Here is a 20,140-nt window from a genome sequence, read left to right as displayed (position 1 = left end):
TTCTTTTCGGCTGCGTTCACTGCCTGCCGCTAGAAAGTCGCTTGGGGGGGAACAGTGCCGAGTGAGTTATGCGTTTTTTGTTCATCGCATTGGGGGCCATTACCGTGCTTGGTGCCGCCGGCACCGCCTGGTTTTTCCTCGTCCGTGAGAAGGGCCCTGAAAACCTGTCGGACCTCTTGATCACTCACACCGAAACCGGTGTCGTGATGACGGAGGACGAGGACAATCTTGCGCCTCTCGGGACGCTGTACGAAATCCGGTACTGGCAGGACGGCACGTTCGACTACACGTCTCATACTCTGGTCCGGACCGGCTATTACAGCGTTTCCGGCTCGACGCTGTGCCGGTCCTTCAACCCCCTCGCAGTCAGGGACAATTGCGTGCAGGTTTTCAAGCGCGATGGCGGTGGTTATGAGGCGCGCACTCCGGCAACTGACGACGTCCGCTATTCCTTCCTGCTGGAGTGAGTTGAGACCGGCCACGCTGTGGCGTCCAGATCGAGGTCCGGGAACTCGCCCGCCTCGAACCCGGGCTCTCTCCCGCCACGGGCCTTTGCATCGAAATCGCGCATCAGGCGCAGGCCGATGGGGAAGAGCAGGATCAGCGCGAACAGGTTGGTCAGCGCCAGCACACCCATGGTGAGATCGGCGAAAGCGAAGGCCGAACCGAAGTCGATGGTTGCGCCGACAACGATGAAGCCGAGGGTCGCGATCCGGAACAGATGATAGGTCAGCTTGTGGTCACGGCTGAAAAAACTCAGTGCATTCTCACCCAAAAAGTAATTGTACATGATCGACGAGAAGACGAAGAGCAGGAGCGCGAAGGCGATGAAGCCCTGCGCCCAGCCGCCGATGTGATCGGCCAGGGCATTCTGTGTCAGGACGACCCCGTCAAGATCCGTCGTCATTGGCTGGATGTCCGACAGCAGGATGATCGACGCCGTACAGGTGCAGATCAGCATCGTGTCGATGAAGACGGAAAGCGCCTGTACGACGCCCTGGCGGGCCGGGTGGCGCACATGGGCGACGGCCGCGACATTCGGGGCGGAACCCAGCCCGGCTTCATTCGAGAACAGGCCGCGCCGCATACCATTCGTCACGGCCGCGCCGATGCCACCGCCGATAGCGGCGTCGAGCCCGAAGGCGCCAGCGAAGATGCGACTGAATACGGACGGCAACTCGCTGGCATTCATCGCAATTACGACAACCACCATGACGATATAGATGAGCGCCATGATCGGCACGACATACTCAGTCACCGCCGTGATACGATTAATGCCGCCGAAGATGACGAGCGCAATGACGGCAGCAAGCGCCAGTCCTGTGGCGATAGGGGGCACGCTGAACGCGTCGGCCATGGAGGTCGAGATCGCATAGCTCTGCAGTACGCTGAAGGCGAAGCCGAAGGTAACCAGGAGCAGGATCGAGTAGAAGCCGGCGAGCCATATTGCGCCCTTGCCGAGCCGCTTGGACAGGCCGTGCTTGATGTAATAGGCAGGTCCGCCGCGAAAGGTGCCGGTGTCCGGCTCCAGCCGCTTATACGCCTGGGCCAGGGTGCATTCGAAAAAGCTTGTTGCCATGCCGACGAGGCCGACGACCCACATCCAGAAGATGGCACCCGGTCCGCCGAGTGAAATCGCCACGGCGACACCGGCGATGTTGCCCGCGCCGACGCGGCCCGCGACGGACAATGCCAGCGCCTGAAACGATGTCGGCTTGCCGTCCTCGGCTTTTCCGAAGGCCTCGCCGAAGATCGAGAACATGTGGATGAAATGGCGCACCTGCACGAAGCGCGACTGGATGGTGAACCACAGGCCGATAGGGATCAGCACGTAGATCAGCACGCTGCCCCATAAAAAGTCGTTCAGAAATCCAATCATCGTTCCCCGGTCTGTTGCTTTGTTTCTTACCTAGTGCCGGAGGGCATGTTGACGAATTTAGGCCGCGCACCGACGGGGCATGTTGGCGCGGCAGCTTGATATCGGCCTTGTATCCGCGAGGCTGCGCTGAGCAAAGGATGGCTTGCGATGTAGAGAGGCCTCAGGCTGGCTTTGCGTCCGTTCCCTTCATGACGAACAGGACGAGAAAAAGCAGCCAGGACAGAATGATGCCTGCCGGCCCCACGACGAAAAGCGGGATCAGTTGATTTTCTCCTGAAATGCTGAGGCGCGTTCCGGTTGTGGTCTCTCGGCGCCAGTGTGCAAGCGCTTGCTTGCGCTGGCGGAGGGGATCAGGCACGGTGTGGTCGTCGGGGAATATGGTTAAGGGAAGTCTTATGCGACAGATGCTGACAGGTGCCGCCCTTGCGGCGATCGGGTTCTTTGCCGGATCGGCAAATGCTGCCGATCTGAAGGCGGACATCGCGGCGGACTACGGCTATCTGGAAGGCCTGTACAAGACCCTGCATGCCAACCCGGAACTGTCCTTCATGGAGGTCGAAACGGCGCGCCGGATGGCGGCTGAGTTCCGCAAGCTCGGATTTGATGTCACAGAGGGGGTCGGCAAGACCGGCGTCGTCGGCGTGATGCAGAATGGCGACGGGCCCGTGGTGACCCTGCGCGCCGATATGGATGGCCTGCCGGTCGCCGAGCAGACGGGCCTGGCCTATGCCTCGAAGGCAACGGGTGAAAACCGCTTCGGCGAGGTGCAGCCGATCATGCATGCCTGCGGGCACGACGTGCACATGACATCCCTGATCGGTGCCGCGCGCCAGCTCGTCGAGCGCAAGGGCGAGTGGTCCGGCACGCTGATCCTGATCGCGCAGCCTGCGGAGGAAATCGGCCTCGGTGCCCGCGCGATGCTGGACGACGGGCTTTATGAACGCTTTCCGCGACCCGACTATGTTGTCGCGCTGCACGATTCCGCCAGCCTCGCTGCGGGCAAGGTTGCCTATACACCGGGTTGGGCGCTCGCCAATGTCGATAGCGTCGATATCTATGTGAGGGGTATTGGCGGGCACGGTGCCTATCCGCAGACGACGAAAGACCCGGTCGTTATCGGCGCAAGCATCGTCACTGCTCTGCAGACGCTCGTCTCGCGCGAAATCTCGCCGCTGGAACCGGCCGTCGTCACCGTCGGGGCGTTCAACGCCGGGGCCAAGCACAATATCATTTCCGACGAGGCCCATCTGCAGCTGACTGTCCGATCCTATACGGATGAAGTACGCGCCAGGCTGCTCGACGGCATCCAGCGGATCGCACGGGCCCAGGCCGCCTCTGCCGGTCTGCCGGAGGATCTTTATCCGCGCATCGAGATCGAGGAAGACTATACGCCGTCGACCTATAACGACCCGGCGCTGGCGGAGCGTCTCGCCGGCCGTTTCCGGGACCGGTTCGGCGAAGAAAACGTCATCCAGGCCGACCCGGTCATGGGTGGCGAGGATTTTGCCTGGTATGGGCGCCTCGAGCCGAAGATCCCGACCATGATTTTCTGGATAGGAGCCGTGGCGCCGGGGAAGGTTGCTGCCGCGCAAGCCGGGGGCGACCCGCTGCCATCGCTGCACTCGCCGTTCTTTGCGCCGCAACCGCGCCCGACCATCCTCACAGGGGTCGAGGCGATGACCGCCGCGGCTCTCGACCTGTTGCAGCCCGCTATCAGTGAGTAGGAGACCCTCATGGGACTGATCATCAGACTGTCTGCCTTCGTCGCCCTCGCGACGGTTCTCGTCTATGTCGGCAATACGCTGTCCTATCGCATGGACATGCGGGATTTCGGGGCAGCATTCGGCTTCTCGTTCCAGATGGTGTTGCCGATGCTGATCATCGCCGGTGTCGCTGGTGTGCTTGGCTTGATCGGGCTTTTCATCAAGCGGGCGGGGTCGGGCCTTTTTGCCATCCTGTCGGCACTGGTGCTCCTCGCCTGCACAGCCGGGCCGCTCGGCATCCGCCACAACGCTTCACAGGTGCCGCCAATCCACGACATCACGACCGACACGGAGACGCCGCCGGCATTCGTTGCCGTCGTGCCATTGCGGGCCGAAACCGGCGCGACAAACCCGCCCGAGTATGACCGCGAGCAGACCGCGCAACAGCTCGAAGCCTATCCGGAACTCGATACCGTCACCGTCGATGCCGACTATGGCACCGTCTTCGATGTCTCCCTTGATGTGCTGCAGGAAATGGGTCTGGTCATTGTCGAGGCAGACGAGGCCGGCGGCCGGATCGAGGCGACCCATACCAGCCGTTGGTGGGGCTTCAAGGACGACGTCGTGATCCGCTTCAACCGTGAGGATACGCCGCTGTCGATCGACATGCGCTCGAAATCCCGCATCGGAGGCTCGGATGTCGGTGCCAATGCCAAGCGCATCGAAACCTTTTTCAGCAAGCTGGAAGAAAAACTGCAATAGGGCCCGGACCACTCAGCCGGCCCTTCACCGGTTCCGTTTCGCCAACTCGCCGAACAGTCCGTCGCGAAGCCATTTGTGACGCGGGTCATGGGTCCAGTTCGGATGCCACGCCCCGTTCATGGCGATGGGCGGTAGCGGCACCGGCGGCTCGAAACAGTAGAACTTGTCGGGCAGGACGCTGAACAGCGCGGAGGGCGCTGTGAGGATTGCATCGGTGTTCATGACAGTCGCGAGCGCTATGAGGAAGCCGGCCGTGCGGTAGGCAATGTGCCGCGTATCGCCATTCTCGGCCAGCACCTCGTCGACGACGCCTTTTTCCTTCCCCTCCGGATTGATCAGGGCGTGCTCGTAGCGGAGATAACCCTCCAGCGTGACCTTTCGTTCTGACAACGGGTGGCTCTTGCGGACGCAGGACATGAACCGGTCGCTGAAGATCGGTTTCTGCACGAACTGATCGAAATCGACGCGCGGCCTGTTCCTGGCAAGCCGCATATCCGGCATGATGACGAGGTCGATCTGGCCTGAGACAAGTTCGCGCGCCGAGGCATAGCTGAGATCGACGATGTCGAGCTCCAGCGCCGGGGCGCGGGGCTTGATCGCCTGAATCCATGCATGGGAGATGATGACGCCGATATAATCGAAGCTGGCGATCCGTACCCGGCCTTTCTGCGTTGCCGGATCGAATTCCTCGTTGGCGCGCATGACATCGCGGAGGCTTTCTATCATCCGCGCAACGGCAGGCTGCAGGCGCTCTGCCTTGGGTGTCGGCAGCATGGCCCGCCCGGATTTGACCAGAAGCGGATCTCCGAAAAGTTCACGCAGGCGGGCGAGGGCGCGGCTGGTTGCGGGCTGGGACAGGCTCAGGCGGCGCGCGGCATCGGTAACGCTGCGCTCCGTCAGTAGCCAGTGAAGCGCCATAAGCAGGTTGAGGTCGAGAGATTCAAGGGAACGGTCATTCATGCGGATAGCGTATAACAAAGATGAATATTATGTATTTGAAGCATATTACGTCCGGGATTACCTCTCAAACGAAAATGATCGCCCTAACTGGAGATTTTGCCATGACGATGAGAGTTTCAGCTGCCCTGACTATCCTTGGCCTGCTCAGCTTTGCGCTGCCTGCAAATGCCGGCACGCAGGACGACATCGAGGATTGTCGCGCGGCTTTGACCGAGGAGGGCACGTTGAAGATGGATGAGTATCGCCTCAGCTTCGAAAAGAAGAAGGGCAATTCCAATCGCGTGCTGACACTTGAAGCGATCCCCAATGCCGGCGGCGCAAAATACATCGTCACCTGTACGTTCAAGAAGAACAAGATCGAAGCCGTTTCTGTCGAAGCGGCGGCCTGAAGCCCGAGCTTCAACCCCGGAGTCTCCACGCCAGAGCCTCTACCGCAGAGCTTCCTATGGACTTGTGCGCCCGCATGAGTTCGTCTTGGCCCCGCTGCGCCGACCGCAGCGGGGTTTTTTCAGGCCTGGTCTGTCGACTTGCGCGCGATCGCGACCATATCGGGTCAATGAAAAAGTTTGCCATCCGCCTCATCGTCACAATTTTCTCCCTTGCGGTCGGGGGTCTTGCTTCCGCCGGTCCGATGCTTGAGGATTTTGACTATCCTTGGGAAGTGAAGCGCCATGCGCTTGTCTCCCAGCAGCAGGTCATGGAGATGGCCTATATGGATGTGGCTCCCGAAGACGCGAATGGGAAAGCCGTCGTTCTTCTCCACGGCAAGAATTTCTGCAGTGCCACTTGGGGCGCGACCATGCAAATCCTGCTCGATGAGGGTTACAGGGTTATAGCGCCGGACCAGATCGGCTTTTGCAAATCATCCAAGCCTGCTGGTTACCAGTACGGCCTGCATACGCTTGCAGCCAATACGCATGACTTGCTTGCCTCAATCGGGGCCGACGACCCGATCATCATGGGTCACTCGATGGGCGGCATGCTGGCCATGCGATATGCCGTCCAGTACGGCGAGGCGGTCTCAGGTCTCGTGCTGGTCAACCCGATCGGTCTTGAAGACTGGCGCGCCAAGGGTGTACCGGCCGTAACGGTCGATGCGCTTTACGAAGGCCAGCTGCAAACGACCCGCGACAGTATCAAGACCTATCAGCGCGACACCTATTATGCCGGTGAATGGCGGCCGGCCTATGATGAGTGGGTCGACATGCTGTGGTCAATGTATCAGGGCGAGGGCGGCAGGATCGTCGCCTGGCACCAGGCGCTTACGGCGGACATGGTCTTCAACCAGCCTGTTGTCCACGAATTTGACCGCATCACCGCGCCGACCTTGATTCTGATCGGTGAACAGGACACCACCGCGATCGGCAAGGGGCGGGTTTCCGACGACCTGCGCGCCAACCTCGGAAACTATGGCGATCTTGCGCAAGAGACAGCCGCCGCTATTTCGAACGCCAGGCTCGTGACCTTTCCCGAGCTCGGGCACAGCCCGCATATTCAGGCACCGGAGCAATTCTACGATGCGCTGCTGACCGGCTTGTCAGCGTTTTAGGATGTCTCGATCTGGGGTTAACCCATTCAGCTATTGCCCCGAGACGGCGATGATGGGCACTGGTCCAGAGGAACGGTAGCATTTCCGGACTGCGACAAGGGACCTTTGCCGATCTCTCGCGGCTGAGGCGTCGAGAAGATCGCCGACGAGAAAGTCAGCCTATTTGGCTGCTTCCTTTTCTTCTTCGGCAGGCTTGCGTTCATTGAAGCGATCAGTCAATGCCTCCGCTTTAGCATCGTCGATAGTCTTCCGGGCAAGGTCGAAGACATCTTCTTCTTCCTCATCGACATGGTGTTCGATGTCGTGCTTGAGCTGTTTGAATTTCGTCAGCCAGCCGGGCGAGGACATGTCCATGTCCTCAATCTCCTCAACGAGGTCCGCCGCGTCCTTGTGTTCGGAAACCGAATGCCGGGTCTGGTCCGAGGCTTCGGGATGGCTCATCAGTTCAGCATAGAAAGTCTGCTCTTCGGCAGAGGCGTGGGCTTCGAGCTCGACCCGGTAGCGCCGCCACAGCGCGCGGCGTTCATTGCTGTCGCCTTCCGTCTCGACGATTTTCTCGCCGAGGGCGCGCTGGGTGTCGTGGTCTTTTTTCAGACGGGCGTAGATATCCATGTTGATACTCCTTGCCGTGACTTCAGTACAGCTAAGGAAATATTGTCCTGAAGGTTCCCCAGTCTGACAGTCGATTAATGCAAGCAAGGTTCAGGGCTTCGCCAGACGACCGCCCTTTCTGGCATAGTCTTGCGAACCGCGATGGACCACTTCTGCCTCAGCCAGGATCGTATCAACCGGGTATTTGTCATCAACGCCCTGCAACCGGTCATAGATCGGTCCGAAATCGGTATCGACGGTGGCGTGGAACAGATCCTCATAGCTGTCGATGACGAAATAAGTCTGCTGGAAATCATCGATGCGATAATCCGTGCGCATGACGCGCTCGAGGTCGAATTTCAGCCGGTGGGGTGAGGGGTCCTTCAGCGAGAAGACGCTTTCCGAGGCTGACGAGACAATGCCGGCGCCATAGATGCGCAGGCCATCATCGGTCTGTACGAGGCCGAACTCCACCGTGTACCAATAAAGCGCCGCGAGGTTCTTGAGGCAGCCGGAGTCGAGCGAGCGCAGCCCGCCCTTGCCATAGGCCTGCATGTAATCGGCGAAGACCGGGTTCGTCAGCATCGGCACATGGCCGAACACGTCATGAAAGACGTCCGGCTCCTGGAGGTAGTCGAGCTGGTCAGCGCGGCGGATGAAATTGCCGGCGGGGAAGCGGCGATTGGCGAGGTGGTCGAAGAACACCTCGTCCGGTACCAGCCCCGGCACCGCAACCACGCGCCAGCCGGTCAGGCTTTCAAGCTCGTCCGACATCGTTTCGAAATTCGGGATTCCGCCGCGACCGAGGTCGAGCGCCTTCAAGCCGTCAAGGAAGGATTGCTCCGCCTTGCCCGGCAGCAGCTTGACCTGGCGCTCATAGAGCGTATCCCAGGTCTGGTGTTCTTCGTCGCTATATCCTTCCCAGCCCTGGGGGATGGTGTAGTCATCCGCCATGATTTCGCGGACTTCCCGCGGGAATTGATTAATATCCGTGTGCGTTTCCATAGTCCTAATATAGGACTGAGGCCGCAAAAGTTCCTGCCAATCTCAGGCTTCTCCTTGGCCGGGAATAGCGGGAAAGGGGGCTGCGGGCAGCAGAAAGGCGATAAGAGCCGCTAAAAAGCGGCGCGCAGCAGGAAGGCAGGGGTATGATCGCCCATGCCGACAACCGAATCATCGTCGCCCTTTTTCTTCGAGCGACCACGGGAGGGGGTCCTTTTGCCCGTATCCTCAGCCGATGCCACGGTGCCGCCGGAAGAATTCTGATCCGTCTGGTCGTCGCTCGATGCTTTTCTGGCGGGTGCCTCGGTGCTTTTGGCCGGTTCGTCGCTGGTTCTGGCAGCGCGCTTGCGGGACGGTCTTGCCGTCTTCTCTTCCTTGTCGTCGGGCTTGTCCTGCGTAGCGTCCTTGGCCGACGTGTCCCTGGGTGTTGTGTCCCTGGGGGGCGTGTCCCTGGGGGTCGTGTCCCTGGGGGTCGTGTCCCTGGCGGGGCCTTTTCTCGACGCGCCGCGTGGCTTTCTCTCGGGCTGATTCTGCTCGAAGAAATCGCCAAAATCTGCTTCCTCGATCGCATCGGCACCGATCGTCTTCAGGACTGACTCATAGGCCTTGCTGTCAGCCGGGGTGACCAGCATGAACGCCGCGCCCGGGCGACCGGCCCGGCCCGTACGGCCAATGCGGTGGACATAGTCATCCGCGTGAATGGGCACATCGAAATTGAAGACATGGCTGACAGCGGGAACATCGAGGCCGCGGGCGGCCACGTCGGAGGCGATCAGCAGTTTCAGCTTGCCGGCGCGGAACATGTCCAGCGTCTCGGTACGGAAGGACTGGGCAAGATCGCCATGTATCGGCCTGGCATCATAGCCGTGCCTTTGCAGCGACTTGGCGACGATATCGACATTGGTCTTGCGGTTACAGAAGACGATCCCGTTCTGGACATCGTCATTGTCGATCAGCTTGCGCAGGGCGGCGCGTTTCAGCTTATCGTCGCGGGCCGGCACGCGGACGATCTTCTGGGTGATCGTCTCGGCCGTCGTTGCCGGGCGGGAAACCTCGATCCGGGCTGGAGCAGACAGGAACTGGTCGGTGATGCGCTGGATCTCCGCCGGCATCGTCGCCGAGAAAAACAGCGTCTGGCGCGTGAACGGCGTCAGCTTGAAGATTTTCTCGATGTCCGGGATGAAGCCCATGTCGAGCATGCGGTCTGCCTCGTCGACGACCATGACTTCGACGCCGGTCAGCAGCAGCTTGCCGCGCTCGAAATGGTCGATCAAGCGGCCGGGCGTCGCGATCAGCACGTCAACGCCGCGTGTAAGCTTCATATCCTGTTCCGTGAAGGACACGCCGCCGATCAGGAGCGCCATGGAAAGCTTGTGATACTTGCCGTATTTCTCGAAGCTTTCCGCCACCTGGGCAGCAAGCTCGCGTGTCGGGCACAGGACGAGGGAGCGCGGCATGCGTGCTTTCGAGCGGCCCTTGGAGAGGCGGTGGATCATCGGCAGGGTAAAGCCCGCCGTCTTGCCGGTACCGGTCTGGGCAATGCCGAGCACGTCCCTGCCGGCGAGCGCTTCAGGAATCGCTTTCTCCTGAATCGGCGTCGGGGTTTCATAGCCCGCTTCGGCAAGGGCTTTCAGTATTTTGGGCTCGAGCCCAAGGTCTTCAAAACGCATGAGTGTCCTGGTTGCTTTGTCTGTACGTGGCGGGTCTGGTTTATCTCAACGCCCCGTTGCCGCCAGATGCAAACGATGCGCCATTGCGTGTGTGGATCCCGAAAACGGTAAGTCGACGGGATGTCAGCCGGAAATGGCCCGGCGCGGGCGTCTTACTTTTCGCATGCCAAACGGCAAGGCTGCACCAGCGCGAGTAAGCGGGAATTAGGCAAAATCGGCCTACAGGTCAAGCTGCGCCCCGCCTTCCGCCTGATTAGCACATAGGTGTGCCATTTGTGCAACGCAAGGGCGCAAAGGGTGCGACTGCATCTGGATGGCGACAGGCGAGGCATGCTCTGGCAGGAATAGAGACATGAGTATCGATGACCCGACCCGCGTTTTTGCCCCTGCCGACCTCGACTATCCGCCTGTCGTGCCGGTCGAACCGAAGCGGCATGTCTGTCCGGTCAACGGGCTGGAGCTCAGCTATCTCGTTTGGGGCGATGCAGCCAAGCCGCCGATCGTGCTGGTCCATGGCGGCAAGGATCACGGTCGCATGTGGGACTGGACGGTCGCCGACATGATAGACGAGTGGTGTGTGATCGTGCCCGATTTGCGCGGTCATGGCGATTCGGGCAGGGCGCCAGGCGGCGGCTATGAAGGCGAATATTTCATCTCTGACTTCGCCGGGTTGATGGCGCATCTGGAACGCGAAGGCTTCGCCCTGCCGATGCCGCTGATCGGGCATTCCCTCGGCGGCAATATCGTCCTGAACTATGCCGCGATCTATCCGGACAAGGTAACCCGCCTGATCGCGCTGGAAGGGCTCGGCGCCTCCGAGAAGCATTATACGGAGTTCATGGAGAAGAGCCCGGCGGAGCGCTATCGCTCCTGGATCGACCGGCGGCTGAAGCAGGATGCGATCGACCAGCGCCGGTTCGACAGCCCTGAAGAGATGGTCTCGCGCATGGCCGGCGTGCACAAGAACCTCGATGAGACCCAGGCGCGCCATCTCGCGCTGCATGCGGCCCGGCACTATCCCGATGCCATGGGGGGCGGCTGGGGCTGGAAGCATGACCCGCTGACCGGCATCTGGCCAAGCCCGCGCATGACGGCGCCTGCGGAATATTCGCGGATCTACGCCGAAATCACCTGTCCGGTCCTGCTGATGCGTGGCGAGGATTCATGGGCCTCCGATCCGGAAAAGGATGGCCGCATCGAGGCTTTCAGGGACGCCCGACTGATCAATTATGACAAGGCGGGCCATTGGCTGCATCATGACCGGTTCGACGCGTTCATCCGTGATGTGAAGACTTTCCTGGCGCAGTAAATTGTTGCGGGCAGCGAGACGCGCGATACAGTGCGGCGGGAGAGGAAACCCGTCATGAAAGCCATTCACGTCAAGCTCGCAATCGCGATCATTCTCGATCTGGCCGACTTTTTCATCGGGCGCATTCCCGGCTGGGGGACCGCGTTCGATTTCGTGCTCGCATTGATCGGCTTCGCCATGTTCGGGTGGAAGGGCTTCGTCCAACTGTGGGAGGTGGTTGATTTCACCGACCAGATCGATGGCTTCGTGCCGACCCTGACTCTGATCGCGCTCGCCGAGCTGCGCGAGGAGCGCAACGCAGCTGGCAAGGCTGGCGGCAAGCTGAAATAGATCAACTGTACCTTTTCCTTGGCGGCTGGGCTGAGAGGCCTATCCTCGGTCGCAACAGCCGGAAAATGAAAAGGAAAGGGCCAGCCATGAGCATTCCCGAAACTGCGAAGGAAATTCATCTCGTCGACTACCCCACGGGCAAGCCGACGCCCGAGATTTACGAGGTCGTCGAGGCGCCGGTGCGCGAGCCGGGCGATGGCGAGATCCTGATGCGGGTCGTGTTCATGTCGGTAGACCCCTATATGCGCGGGCGCATGAACCCGCATGTCAAAAGCTATATCCCGCCATTCCAGAAGGGCGAAGCGCTCGATGGCGGTGCGGTCGGGCAGGTCATCAAGTCGAACAGCGAGAAATTCGCCACGGGCGATTATGTCGTTGGCTATAATGGCGGCTGGCGTGAGTATTACACCGGGCCCACGGACGGGTTTAACAAGGTCGATCCGTCGCTGGCGCCGCTCTCGGCCTATCTTGGCGTGCTCGGCATGCCGGGCTTTACCGCCTGGGCCGGGATGAGCCAAATCCTGGAGCCGAAAGAGGGCGACGTGCTGTTCGTCTCCGGTGCGGCCGGAGCGGTTGGCTCCATGGTCGGCCAGCTCGGCAAGCTGAAAGGCTGCAAGGTCATCGGGTCCGCCGGTTCGACGGAAAAGTGCGACTGGCTGACCGGCGAGCTCGGCTTCGACGTGGCGCTCAACTACAAGGATTATGCGAACTCGACGGAGCTGACCAAGGGGCTGTCGCAGGCCGCCGGCAAGGGCGGTGTGAACTGCTATTTCGAGAATGTTGGCGGCATGCACCTGGAAGCGGCGATCAACTGCATTGCCTTTGGTGGGCGCATCGCCCTGTGCGGCATGATCTCCAATTATAACGATACCAAGCCGGAGCCGGGGCCATACAACCTGACGAACCTTATCGGGCGCGGCGTGAAGATGCAGGGCTTCATCGTATCGAATTTCATGCTTCTGGCGCGCGATTTCTATGCTGAAGTCGGTCCGATGCTGGCGGGGGGCAAGATCCATTTCCGCGAAACGGTCTATGAAGGGCTGGAGAAGGCACCGGAAGCCTTCAACGGCCTGTTCGAGGGCGCGAATACCGGCAAGGCCGTCGTGCGGGTCGCTCCGGACACGGCCTGAGGCCAGCTCTTCTGGTTCTTGTCTGGAGTGGAAAAACAGGCTCAATTTTTTCTGCCATGGGCACCCGATAGTGCTTGACGATGCATCGGGTGCCTATTAGACAAACGCTTCTCGCCGTCAGGCGAACCTTGTGAAATGCGCGGGTGTAGCTCAGTTGGTTAGAGTGCCGGCCTGTCACGCCGGAGGTCGCGGGTTCGAGCCCCGTCACTCGCGCCATTTCACGCTTCGATTTCCCATAATACTGTCTCTGCCCCGGTCGCCGATAGCGCGATCCCCTTTATATGGTGCCGTGTAGCAGTGGCTGAACGGGGCATTCAACATGACGAAAATTGCAATCATCGGCGCGGGACTGTCCGGTCTTGTCGTGGCAGAGCGTTTGCATCGGCTCGCAGATGTCGAGATCTTCGAGAAATCGCGCGGTGTCGGCGGCAGGATGGCGACACGCTATGCCGACCCGTTCGAGTTTGACCATGGCGCCCAGTATTTCACTGTCCGGCGGCAGCGGTTCCAGGAGTTCCTCGAACCCTACCTGAACGACGGCGTGGTTGCCGAATGGCCGCTGCGCATGGTCATGCTGGAGGAAGGGCGGACGCCCGAACCGATGGACACGGATCATGTCCGCTATGTCGGTGCGCCAAAAATGAATGCGTTTGCCAAGGCGCTGGCAGAGGACAAGACCGTGCATCTGCAAACGCGCGCTGAGGCCGTGGTGCCGGATGGTGAGAGCTGGCAGCTTGTCAGTGACGATGGACGCGATCTTGGGCGCTTCGACTGGGTCGTGACGGCGGTGCCGTCGCCGCAGGCGTCGTCCATCCTGCCGGACGGATTCGTGCATCAGGATGCAATCGCGCGCGTCGGGATGAGCGGCAATTTCACGCTGATGCTCGGTTTCGATTCCGACCTGCCGCTCGACTGGGACGGTGCGCGAACCCGCTATTCCCCGGTTGGCTGGATCGCGGTCAATTCCGCCAAGCCGGGGCGAGACACGCGAACCAGTCTTGTTATTCAGTCCACGAATGAGTGGGCCGAAACCTTTCTGGAGGAAGACAAGGACAAGGTCATTGCCCATCTGCAGGAAGATGCAGAAAAGCTGATCGGGTTCAGCCTGCCCAAACCGGCGCTTGTGGCGATCCATCGCTGGCTCTACGCCGCTGTGCCGTCGCCTCTGGGCGAGCCATTCCTCGCCGACGAGACACAGCGCCTCGCCGCATGCGGTGACTGGTGTGTCGAAGGCAAGGTCGAGGACGCGTTCGAGAGCGGTATGGCTCTCGCGGATTACCTGGAAGAACGTCTGGGATAGTCACCCACGATCAGCTCGGCAGTCTCAATGATGATGATGGTGCGGCTCGGTGTTCAGCCGGCCGCACTTGCCGCATTTGACGACAACGCCGTGGGCGTCGTGATGGGCGACATTGACGAGCAGTCTGGTCTTGCAGCCGCCGCAGCGATAGGTTTCGTCACCGCCGCCTTCGCGGGCAGGACTGCCGACGGTGTGCTCGACGATGTCTGCGCCTTTGGCCTGGTCTTCTGATAGAATGATCATATCGAACTGCGGCATTCAAGGTCTCCGGATTTGATGGATTGTCACCTTGTCACCAACCGCCTTTTTTTGCAAAGGCGTTTGGCGTCAAGCCTCAGCCTTTCATCACATCCATGACGATTTCCAGTGACCGCAGGCGCGCCGCCGGGTCGTGGATCGAGGAAGCCAGAATGATTTCATCCGGCTCGACCCGGGCAATGAAGCTGCGGAGCTGCTCGCCAACGCGTTCCGGCCCGCCGACAGCGCTATAGGCAAGCGCCTGTTCTATCCCGGCCGTTATTTGCGGTGGAAAATCCAGGCCGCGGCGTGGTGCGGGAAGCGGACCCGCTTTGCCGAGACGCAGATTGGCAAAGGCCTGCTGCAGGGATGTGAACAGGAAATCTGCCTCCTCGTCGGTTGCTGCAGCAATCGCATTTGCCGCCATCATGACCTTTGGCGCGTCCAGATAGGGCGACGGACGGAAACTGTCGCGATAGACCCGGACGGCCTGAAGCAGAGCCTGAGGGGCGAAGTGAGACGCAAAGGCATAGGGCAGCCCGAAATGAGCCGCCATCTGCGCACCGTAGAGGCTGGAGCCGAGGATCCATACCGGCACATCCAGCCCTTCACCGGGAATGGCTCTGACCTGGCGGGAGGTTTCGGGCGCCGAGAAATAAGTGAGCAATTCATCGACATCCTGCGGGAAACGGTCTTCTCCGCCCTGCATCGTCCGGCGCAGGGCGCGGGCGGTGGTATGGTCGCCGCCAGGCGCACGGCCGAGGCCGAGGTCGATCCGGCCCGGATAGAGCGTTTCCAGCGTGCCGAATTGCTCTGCGATGATGAGCGGTGCATGGTTGGGCAGCATGATGCCGCCGGCCCCGACACGGATTGTCGATGTTTTCCCGGCGACGTGCCCGATCAGGACCGACGTCGCGGCGCTGGCGATGCCGCCGATATTGTGGTGCTCGGCCAGCCAGAAGCGGGTGTAGCCCAGCCGTTCGGCGGCCTGCGCCAGCGCGACCGTGCTCTCGAAGGATTGAGCAATGGTGCCGCCTTCTGTGATCGGCGCAAGGTCGAGGATAGATAACGGGATCAAGGCTGACACACTTCCTGAGATATCGAACGGACATTACAGGTAAGGGGTCGTTTGCTCATGTAAAGCGATTGCAGGCAAATTCTCCCGCCTGCGAAACCGATCGCATCGGCACCTGCAGACAGTCAGGGGGCGGTGACGCTCACAAGTCGGACCCTGCGCGCGCCACCGCTGCCTCGCAGCGCTGCATCAGGCCGGTATTCTCCGCACCATGATCTGCCGCGGAGTCTACGGTCACGTCGCCATAGGGCATGAATTCCTGATAGCGGTCCATCAGGGCGATGGTGACCCCGTTGGTCCAGCCAAAGCCGTCCTGGGTCGGATACTCGCCGCCACCGCCGGGCCGGGGTTCGGTGACGTCATATTTCTCGACCATCTTGCCGGTCTGGCAATAGGTGCGGGCGACGGTCTGCAGCCATCGCCTCGCGATGGTGCGCGACAGGTCAGTGTGGCCATAGTCGGCGAGGCCCTGAACCGCGATCCAGTGCAGGGGCGCCCAGCCATTGGGCGCGTCCCACTGCTCGCCGGTCTCGTTCGGCGTGGTCAGCAGGCCGCCCGGCGCAAGCAATTCTTCCTCGATCATGAGCGCTGTCGCGTCGGCTTCGGCCTGGCTGGCAAGCCCGAAGAACAGCGGGTAAAGCGCCGCCGCCGTAATATTGCCCCTGGGCGTGCCGTCGACGAAATCGTAATCGTCATAGGCGCCGGTGTCGTCGTTCCACAGATAGTGCCGCATCGCGTCGGAACGGGCGTCCGCCATCTGCCGGTAGTCTGCCTCGCAGGCGCGGTCTCCCTTGCGGGCGCACGCAGCGGCAATCGCGGTTTCAAGACCATAGAGAATGGCGTTGAGATCCGGCGGGATGATGTCGGTCGTTTCGATGGAGGAAAGGTCTTCGCCCGCAAACCAGCGCGAGGAAAAGTCCCAGCCGCTTTCCGCGCCGGCGCGAAGGTTGCGGTAGACGATCTCCTTCGGGCGGCTGGCCTCCTGCGCCGTGAGGACGTCGGCAAGATAGCTTTCATCGCGCGGAATCGAGAGATCGTCCCAATAGCGGCTAAGCAGTGCGCCGTCGGCAAGGCGCACGACGCGCTCTGCCGCTGTGCCCGGGGCCAGGGCGCCGGCGCCGTTCATCCAGAACGCATGCTCCGCTTTCAGCTGTGGCAGATATTCCGCCCACGAATAGACAGGGTCATTCGGCGTCAGGAGGCCGACCATCTTGAAAAAGAATGGCGGTTGCGACCGGCTGAGATAATAGGTGCGGTTGGCATTGGGGATGAAGCCATAAGCATCGATCAGCCCGGCGAAATTGTCGACCATCGAGCGTTTTATCGCATCATGCTCAGGGCCCATGCCGGTCATCGTGAAATAGGCATCCCAGTAATAGACCTCGCGAAACCGCCCGCCGGGCACGATATAGGGTTCGGGCAGGGAAAGGAGAGATGACCAGCGCTCGGCGCGGACCGCATCATGGGTCAGCTCCGGCCACAGGCTCTCGATATGCGCGCGCATCGACTTGTTGCCGCCGGGGGCAAGGCTGGTTGTCGCTTCCCCGGGCAGTTCGAAAAACTCAGCGACGAAAACGGAAATCTCGAGCCGGCTGGCTGGCTGGCGCTCCTCCCATGCCGCCATGATGATAGCGGGATCTTCAAAGGGCAAAGCATCGACCCAGTCCTTGGCGGGATAGAGCTCTGCCTGTGCGACGGTCTGGAACAGGGCGGGGAAGAGCTGCGACGGCGGCTCGGTCTTCTTTTCTGTCGCGATCGCGGGGACGGGAGCGGCTGAAGCAGCCGGCTCGCCTGGCGCGGGCGGACCTTGCGTCTCGCACGCTGCCAAAATCAACAAAATGCCGCAGAGAAGTGGCAGGAGGGGTCGGCCTAACAGTGTCTCTCTCATGGACAGGAGATAGGATTGACGGCGGGGATGGCCAATTCACGCTGCAGCGAGGCCATCAGACTTGATTTTTCTCCGGCGAGACCGGAATGCTTACCCGGAAACACATGCAGGCTGGAGACCCAAGATGAGCGAAGCAGCGATGCGCTGGCGGCAGGGCGGGTGCCACTGCGGGGCTGTACGGTTCGAGGTGGCGCTGCCCGAGCGGATCGAGATCGAGGACTGCAATTGTTCCATCTGCGCTATGGTCAGGAACACCCATGTCATCTTGCCGGCGCGCCGGTTCCGGTTGCTGCAGGGCGCGGACCGGCTGAAGACCTATACGTTTAACACGCATAAGGCCCAGCACACATTCTGCTCGGTGTGCGGCGTGAAGAGTTTCTATACACCGCGATCAAACCCGGACGGGTTCGCGGTGACGTGGGCCTGTCTCGATGACCCGAAGGATTTCGACGAGGTGGTCGTCAATACCTTCGACGGCGTGAACTGGGAGAAGAACGCCGCCGCGCTGGCGCATAAATCGGTGGAACCGGGCCAAGACGCTTGATGATCCGCTCCTTTTTGACGCAACGGGGCCGCAAATGTTTGACCGGCCCACCGGCAACGCGTAAATGCTCATGAAATCTAGTGACTCGAACGACAGGAATATCCCGTGGCCGGATCCGACTTTTTGCTGGAATATCTGCCTATCCTCATTTTCATTGGGCTCGCTGCCATTATTGGTATCGCGTTTCTGGTGCTGCCGACCATTTTGGCACCGTCAGACCCCGATCAGGAGAAAGTCTCCACTTATGAGTGCGGTTTCGAGGCGTTCGACGATGCCCGTATGAAGTTCGACGTGCAATTCTACATCGTTGCAATCTTGTTCATCATCGTCGATCTCGATGTCGCGTTCCTCTTCCCGTGGGCGGTTGCGCTGTTCAACCCCGAGTTGGGCATGGACCGCGATTTCCAGATTTTCGCCTTCTGGTCAATGTTCGTGTTCCTTGCCGTGTTTTTCATCGGCTTTGCCTATGAGTGGAAAAAAGGAGCGCTCGAATGGCGGTAGATAACAAGAACGCCAAGCAGGGCAGCGGACACAGCCCGGCAACGGGCAGGGACATCATCGCGCCGGCCTATGGCCAGGCGGCGCGGGCGAGCGGCGAAGGCTATCTGCCGACCGAAAAAGACCCCTTCTTCACCCAGCTCTCCGATGAGCTTGCCGACCGCGGTTTCTTCACGACGTCCTCTGATGCCGTGATCAACTGGGCCCGGACCGGCTCGCTGATGTGGATGACCTTCGGCCTTGCCTGTTGCGCGGTGGAGATGATGCAGGCTTCCATGCCGCGCTATGACATGGAGCGGTTCGGTATGGCGCCGCGCGCCTCGCCGCGCCAGTCCGACCTGATGATCGTCGCCGGCACGCTGACCAACAAAATGGCGCCCGCCCTGCGCAAGGTCTACGACCAGATGCCGGAGCCGCGCTACGTGGTCTCGATGGGGTCCTGCGCCAATGGCGGTGGCTATTACCATTACAGCTATTCCGTCGTGCGCGGCTGCGACCGGATCGTGCCGGTCGATGTCTATGTGCCGGGCTGCCCGCCGACCGCCGAAGCGCTGATCTATGGCCTGCTGCAGCTGCAGAAGAAGATCCGCCGCGAGGGCTCGATCGTCAGGTAACCCGCCATGAGCTTCGCCGTTCTCTATCAATGGAAGGTCGATCCGGACCGGATCGCCGACTTCCGCTTGGCCTGGCGTGAGCTGACCAAGGGGTTCATTGAGGAATGCGGCGGCATGGGCTCGCGGCTGCATCACACGAAGGACGGCTGGTGGGCGGCCTATGCGCGCTGGCCCGACGAGGAGAGCCGCGACAAGGCGCGGCTTTCCGAGGCCTATGTCGATGCGAGCACTGTGATGAAGGAGGTCGTCCTGGAGCGCCGCCCGGAGATCACCATGATCATCACCGACGATCTGCTTACGCAGACGCATCACGGAGTGGAGTAATGGTGTTTCACCTGTTCAGAAAATGGACCGCGCTGTCAGTCTTGACCGGTACCCTGTTCGCCCTGGCCCCGGCCCTGGCGCAGGACGTCTCCCGCAAGACCGATCGCGAAATTGCCGCGGCGATGGAGCTGTCCGGTGATGGTGATCGTGCTGCTGCGGTCGCACGTATCAGTAGTCGGCTTGACGATCGCGGGCTGAACGATGCCGACAGGGCCGCCCTGCTGCTGGCGCGGGCCAAGGCCCATGTCGCCGGTGAGGGCGGTGACCTTGGCGCCGCCGAGACGGACCTGCAGGCGGCGCTTGCGCTGCCCGGCGTGCCCGGCTGGCAGCGCGACGAAATCGTTCAGGCGCTGGCCGAGCTCTATGTATTTCAGGGCCGGCCAGAAGAGGCGCTCTCTGTCCTGCGCGAGCATGACCGTCTCTATGGCTCTGCCGACACGATCCAGCAGATGATCCACGAGCTGGAAATCGAGACGGGCGTAAAAATCCCGACCGATCTGCCGGACAGACCGATGAAGCCGGTATCGACCCGCGCGCCGAGCTTCCCCGCCGGGTGTGCACGCGGCGCGCCGGAATACAGGGTCTCGGTGGTGTTCGACGTCTCCGTCACCGGCGACCCGGTCAATATTCGCATCCTCGATTCGACGGACCCGTGTCTTGCGCCGGCGGCCATGACGACTGTGTCGTCATGGCGTTTTGACCCGGCGATCCAAAGCGGCTATTTCGTCATCACGCGGGACGTTCCCGTAACCGTTACCTTCACGGCAGGTTAGGC

At 61.1% G+C, this 20,140-nt stretch carries 22 protein-coding genes and 1 tRNA gene; 15 read left to right on the top strand and 8 right to left on the bottom strand.

The genetic code is table 11. The features are described 5' to 3' along the window. Window positions 1-68: 68 nt before the first annotated feature. Window positions 69-467: a hypothetical protein gene (locus IEV88_RS07155; protein WP_188159095.1), complete on the top strand. Its 399-nt coding sequence runs from the start codon at window positions 69-71 to the stop codon at window positions 465-467. On the opposite strand, the gene IEV88_RS07150 is transcribed toward IEV88_RS07155, so the two are convergent. After that, on the bottom strand, window positions 446-1,879 hold the full coding sequence (locus IEV88_RS07150; protein WP_188159096.1) for an alanine/glycine:cation symporter family protein: 1,434 nt from the start codon (window positions 1,877-1,879) through the stop codon (window positions 446-448). The genes IEV88_RS07155 and IEV88_RS07150 overlap by 22 nt on opposite strands. A gap of 395 nt (window positions 1,880-2,274) precedes the next feature. Here IEV88_RS07150 and IEV88_RS07145 point away from each other — a divergent pair, with 395 nt between their 5' ends. Next, window positions 2,275-3,603 carry an amidohydrolase gene (locus tag IEV88_RS07145; protein WP_188159097.1) on the top strand — a complete coding sequence of 443 codons (1,329 nt, stop codon included), beginning with the start codon at window positions 2,275-2,277 and terminating at the stop codon, window positions 3,601-3,603. Between the two features lie 9 nt (window positions 3,604-3,612). Next, complete coding sequence (locus IEV88_RS07140; RefSeq protein WP_188159098.1) at window positions 3,613-4,344, top strand: DUF1499 domain-containing protein; 732 nt, start codon at window positions 3,613-3,615, stop codon at window positions 4,342-4,344. A 24-nt stretch (window positions 4,345-4,368) separates the two neighbouring features. Here IEV88_RS07140 and IEV88_RS07135 read toward each other — a convergent pair whose 3' ends face one another. After that, window positions 4,369-5,304, bottom strand: coding sequence for a LysR family transcriptional regulator (locus tag IEV88_RS07135; protein ID WP_188159099.1), 936 nt, complete (start codon window positions 5,302-5,304; stop codon window positions 4,369-4,371). A 101-nt stretch (window positions 5,305-5,405) separates the two neighbouring features. Between IEV88_RS07135 and IEV88_RS07130 the strand changes: the two genes are divergently transcribed. Further along, window positions 5,406-5,693, top strand: coding sequence for a hypothetical protein (locus tag IEV88_RS07130; protein ID WP_188159100.1), 288 nt, complete (start codon window positions 5,406-5,408; stop codon window positions 5,691-5,693). A 167-nt stretch (window positions 5,694-5,860) separates the two neighbouring features. Continuing rightward, window positions 5,861-6,853, top strand: coding sequence for an alpha/beta hydrolase (locus tag IEV88_RS07125; RefSeq protein ID WP_188159101.1), 993 nt, complete (start codon window positions 5,861-5,863; stop codon window positions 6,851-6,853). A 159-nt stretch (window positions 6,854-7,012) separates the two neighbouring features. On the opposite strand, the gene IEV88_RS07120 is transcribed toward IEV88_RS07125, so the two are convergent. From IEV88_RS07120 to IEV88_RS07110, 3 genes are all read right to left on the bottom strand, one after another. Next, window positions 7,013-7,465, bottom strand: coding sequence for a hemerythrin domain-containing protein (locus tag IEV88_RS07120; RefSeq protein ID WP_188159102.1), 453 nt, complete (start codon window positions 7,463-7,465; stop codon window positions 7,013-7,015). A gap of 90 nt (window positions 7,466-7,555) precedes the next feature. After that, window positions 7,556-8,398, bottom strand: coding sequence for a phenylalanine 4-monooxygenase (gene phhA, locus IEV88_RS07115; protein WP_229731431.1), 843 nt, complete (start codon window positions 8,396-8,398; stop codon window positions 7,556-7,558). Between the two features lie 161 nt (window positions 8,399-8,559). Next, window positions 8,560-10,116, bottom strand: coding sequence for a DEAD/DEAH box helicase (locus IEV88_RS07110; RefSeq protein WP_188159104.1), 1,557 nt, complete (start codon window positions 10,114-10,116; stop codon window positions 8,560-8,562). A gap of 352 nt (window positions 10,117-10,468) precedes the next feature. On the opposite strand from IEV88_RS07110, the gene IEV88_RS07105 reads away from it, so the two are divergent. The 5 genes from IEV88_RS07105 (at window position 10,469) to IEV88_RS07085 (ending at window position 14,185) form a co-directional block, all read left to right on the top strand. Then, entirely contained in the window at window positions 10,469-11,425 is a 957-nt protein-coding gene (locus tag IEV88_RS07105; RefSeq protein ID WP_188159105.1) for an alpha/beta fold hydrolase, read from the top strand. 54 nt (window positions 11,426-11,479) lie between these two features. Further along, window positions 11,480-11,755 (top strand): hypothetical protein, encoded by a 276-nt coding sequence (locus tag IEV88_RS07100; RefSeq protein WP_188159106.1) that lies wholly within the window; start codon window positions 11,480-11,482, stop codon window positions 11,753-11,755. 86 nt (window positions 11,756-11,841) lie between these two features. Next, a complete protein-coding gene (locus IEV88_RS07095; protein ID WP_188159107.1) occupies window positions 11,842-12,885 on the top strand; it encodes an NADP-dependent oxidoreductase in 1,044 nt (347 codons plus the stop codon). Between the two features lie 139 nt (window positions 12,886-13,024). Continuing rightward, window positions 13,025-13,101, top strand: a tRNA-Asp gene (locus tag IEV88_RS07090). Between the two features lie 103 nt (window positions 13,102-13,204). Beyond that, entirely contained in the window at window positions 13,205-14,185 is a 981-nt protein-coding gene (locus IEV88_RS07085; RefSeq protein ID WP_188159108.1) for an NAD(P)/FAD-dependent oxidoreductase, read from the top strand. Between the two features lie 24 nt (window positions 14,186-14,209). Here the strand turns inward: IEV88_RS07085 and IEV88_RS07080 are convergent, their stop codons facing one another. The 3 genes from IEV88_RS07080 to treF form a co-directional block, all read right to left on the bottom strand. Continuing rightward, window positions 14,210-14,443, bottom strand: a complete 234-nt coding sequence (locus tag IEV88_RS07080; protein ID WP_188159109.1) for an MJ0042-type zinc finger domain-containing protein — start codon at window positions 14,441-14,443, stop codon at window positions 14,210-14,212. A gap of 76 nt (window positions 14,444-14,519) precedes the next feature. Next, a complete protein-coding gene (locus IEV88_RS07075; RefSeq protein ID WP_188159110.1) occupies window positions 14,520-15,500 on the bottom strand; it encodes an LLM class flavin-dependent oxidoreductase in 981 nt (326 codons plus the stop codon). 139 nt (window positions 15,501-15,639) lie between these two features. After that, window positions 15,640-17,331, bottom strand: coding sequence for an alpha,alpha-trehalase TreF (treF, locus tag IEV88_RS07070; RefSeq protein ID WP_206711258.1), 1,692 nt, complete (start codon window positions 17,329-17,331; stop codon window positions 15,640-15,642). 178 nt (window positions 17,332-17,509) lie between these two features. On the opposite strand from treF, the gene IEV88_RS07065 reads away from it, so the two are divergent. The 5 genes from IEV88_RS07065 (at window position 17,510) to IEV88_RS07045 (ending at window position 20,138) form a co-directional block, all read left to right on the top strand. Further along, the gene (locus IEV88_RS07065; RefSeq protein ID WP_206711259.1) at window positions 17,510-17,929 is read left to right on the top strand and encodes a GFA family protein; all 420 of its coding nucleotides are present in this window, start codon (window positions 17,510-17,512) and stop codon (window positions 17,927-17,929) included. 105 nt (window positions 17,930-18,034) lie between these two features. Then, the gene (gene ndhC / locus IEV88_RS07060) at window positions 18,035-18,430 is read left to right on the top strand and encodes an NADH-quinone oxidoreductase subunit A (RefSeq protein WP_188159112.1); all 396 of its coding nucleotides are present in this window, start codon (window positions 18,035-18,037) and stop codon (window positions 18,428-18,430) included. Next, the gene (locus tag IEV88_RS07055; protein ID WP_188159113.1) at window positions 18,421-19,041 is read left to right on the top strand and encodes a NuoB/complex I 20 kDa subunit family protein; all 621 of its coding nucleotides are present in this window, start codon (window positions 18,421-18,423) and stop codon (window positions 19,039-19,041) included. The genes ndhC and IEV88_RS07055 overlap by 10 nt, the downstream gene beginning before the upstream one ends. Before the next feature lie 6 nt (window positions 19,042-19,047). Next, the gene (locus tag IEV88_RS07050; protein WP_188159114.1) at window positions 19,048-19,365 is read left to right on the top strand and encodes an antibiotic biosynthesis monooxygenase; all 318 of its coding nucleotides are present in this window, start codon (window positions 19,048-19,050) and stop codon (window positions 19,363-19,365) included. Next, on the top strand, window positions 19,365-20,138 hold the full coding sequence (locus tag IEV88_RS07045; protein WP_188159115.1) for an energy transducer TonB: 774 nt from the start codon (window positions 19,365-19,367) through the stop codon (window positions 20,136-20,138). Before IEV88_RS07050 ends, IEV88_RS07045 begins: the two co-directional genes overlap by 1 nt. Window positions 20,139-20,140: the final 2 nt, after the last annotated feature.

This window comes from Aquisalinus flavus, from assembly GCF_014640095.1.
In the GTDB taxonomy this organism is placed as follows: domain Bacteria; phylum Pseudomonadota; class Alphaproteobacteria; order Caulobacterales; family Parvularculaceae; genus Aquisalinus; species Aquisalinus flavus.
The sequence above is the reverse complement of the archived record's forward strand: the minus strand, read 5'-3'. Positions and strand labels throughout refer to the sequence as shown.

Excerpts from the sequence above, each read along its gene's own strand:
- IEV88_RS07155 (WP_188159095.1), top strand. The coding sequence starts at position 69 with ATGCGTTTTTTGTTCATCGCATTGGGGGCCATTACCGTGCTTGGTGCC.
- IEV88_RS07150 (WP_188159096.1), bottom strand. The coding sequence starts at position 1,879 with ATGATTGGATTTCTGAACGACTTTTTATGGGGCAGCGTGCTGATCTAC.
- IEV88_RS07145 (WP_188159097.1), top strand. The coding sequence starts at position 2,275 with ATGCGACAGATGCTGACAGGTGCCGCCCTTGCGGCGATCGGGTTCTTT.
- IEV88_RS07140 (WP_188159098.1), top strand. The coding sequence starts at position 3,613 with ATGGGACTGATCATCAGACTGTCTGCCTTCGTCGCCCTCGCGACGGTT.
- IEV88_RS07135 (WP_188159099.1), bottom strand. The coding sequence starts at position 5,304 with ATGAATGACCGTTCCCTTGAATCTCTCGACCTCAACCTGCTTATGGCG.
- IEV88_RS07130 (WP_188159100.1), top strand. The coding sequence starts at position 5,406 with ATGACGATGAGAGTTTCAGCTGCCCTGACTATCCTTGGCCTGCTCAGC.
- IEV88_RS07125 (WP_188159101.1), top strand. The coding sequence starts at position 5,861 with ATGAAAAAGTTTGCCATCCGCCTCATCGTCACAATTTTCTCCCTTGCG.
- IEV88_RS07120 (WP_188159102.1), bottom strand. The coding sequence starts at position 7,465 with ATGGATATCTACGCCCGTCTGAAAAAAGACCACGACACCCAGCGCGCC.
- phhA (WP_229731431.1), bottom strand. The coding sequence starts at position 8,398 with ATGGCGGATGACTACACCATCCCCCAGGGCTGGGAAGGATATAGCGAC.
- IEV88_RS07110 (WP_188159104.1), bottom strand. The coding sequence starts at position 10,116 with ATGCGTTTTGAAGACCTTGGGCTCGAGCCCAAAATACTGAAAGCCCTT.
- IEV88_RS07105 (WP_188159105.1), top strand. The coding sequence starts at position 10,469 with ATGAGTATCGATGACCCGACCCGCGTTTTTGCCCCTGCCGACCTCGAC.
- IEV88_RS07100 (WP_188159106.1), top strand. The coding sequence starts at position 11,480 with ATGAAAGCCATTCACGTCAAGCTCGCAATCGCGATCATTCTCGATCTG.
- IEV88_RS07095 (WP_188159107.1), top strand. The coding sequence starts at position 11,842 with ATGAGCATTCCCGAAACTGCGAAGGAAATTCATCTCGTCGACTACCCC.
- IEV88_RS07085 (WP_188159108.1), top strand. The coding sequence starts at position 13,205 with ATGACGAAAATTGCAATCATCGGCGCGGGACTGTCCGGTCTTGTCGTG.
- IEV88_RS07080 (WP_188159109.1), bottom strand. The coding sequence starts at position 14,443 with ATGCCGCAGTTCGATATGATCATTCTATCAGAAGACCAGGCCAAAGGC.
- IEV88_RS07065 (WP_206711259.1), top strand. The coding sequence starts at position 17,510 with ATGAGCGAAGCAGCGATGCGCTGGCGGCAGGGCGGGTGCCACTGCGGG.
- IEV88_RS07055 (WP_188159113.1), top strand. The coding sequence starts at position 18,421 with ATGGCGGTAGATAACAAGAACGCCAAGCAGGGCAGCGGACACAGCCCG.
- IEV88_RS07050 (WP_188159114.1), top strand. The coding sequence starts at position 19,048 with ATGAGCTTCGCCGTTCTCTATCAATGGAAGGTCGATCCGGACCGGATC.
- IEV88_RS07045 (WP_188159115.1), top strand. The coding sequence starts at position 19,365 with ATGGTGTTTCACCTGTTCAGAAAATGGACCGCGCTGTCAGTCTTGACC.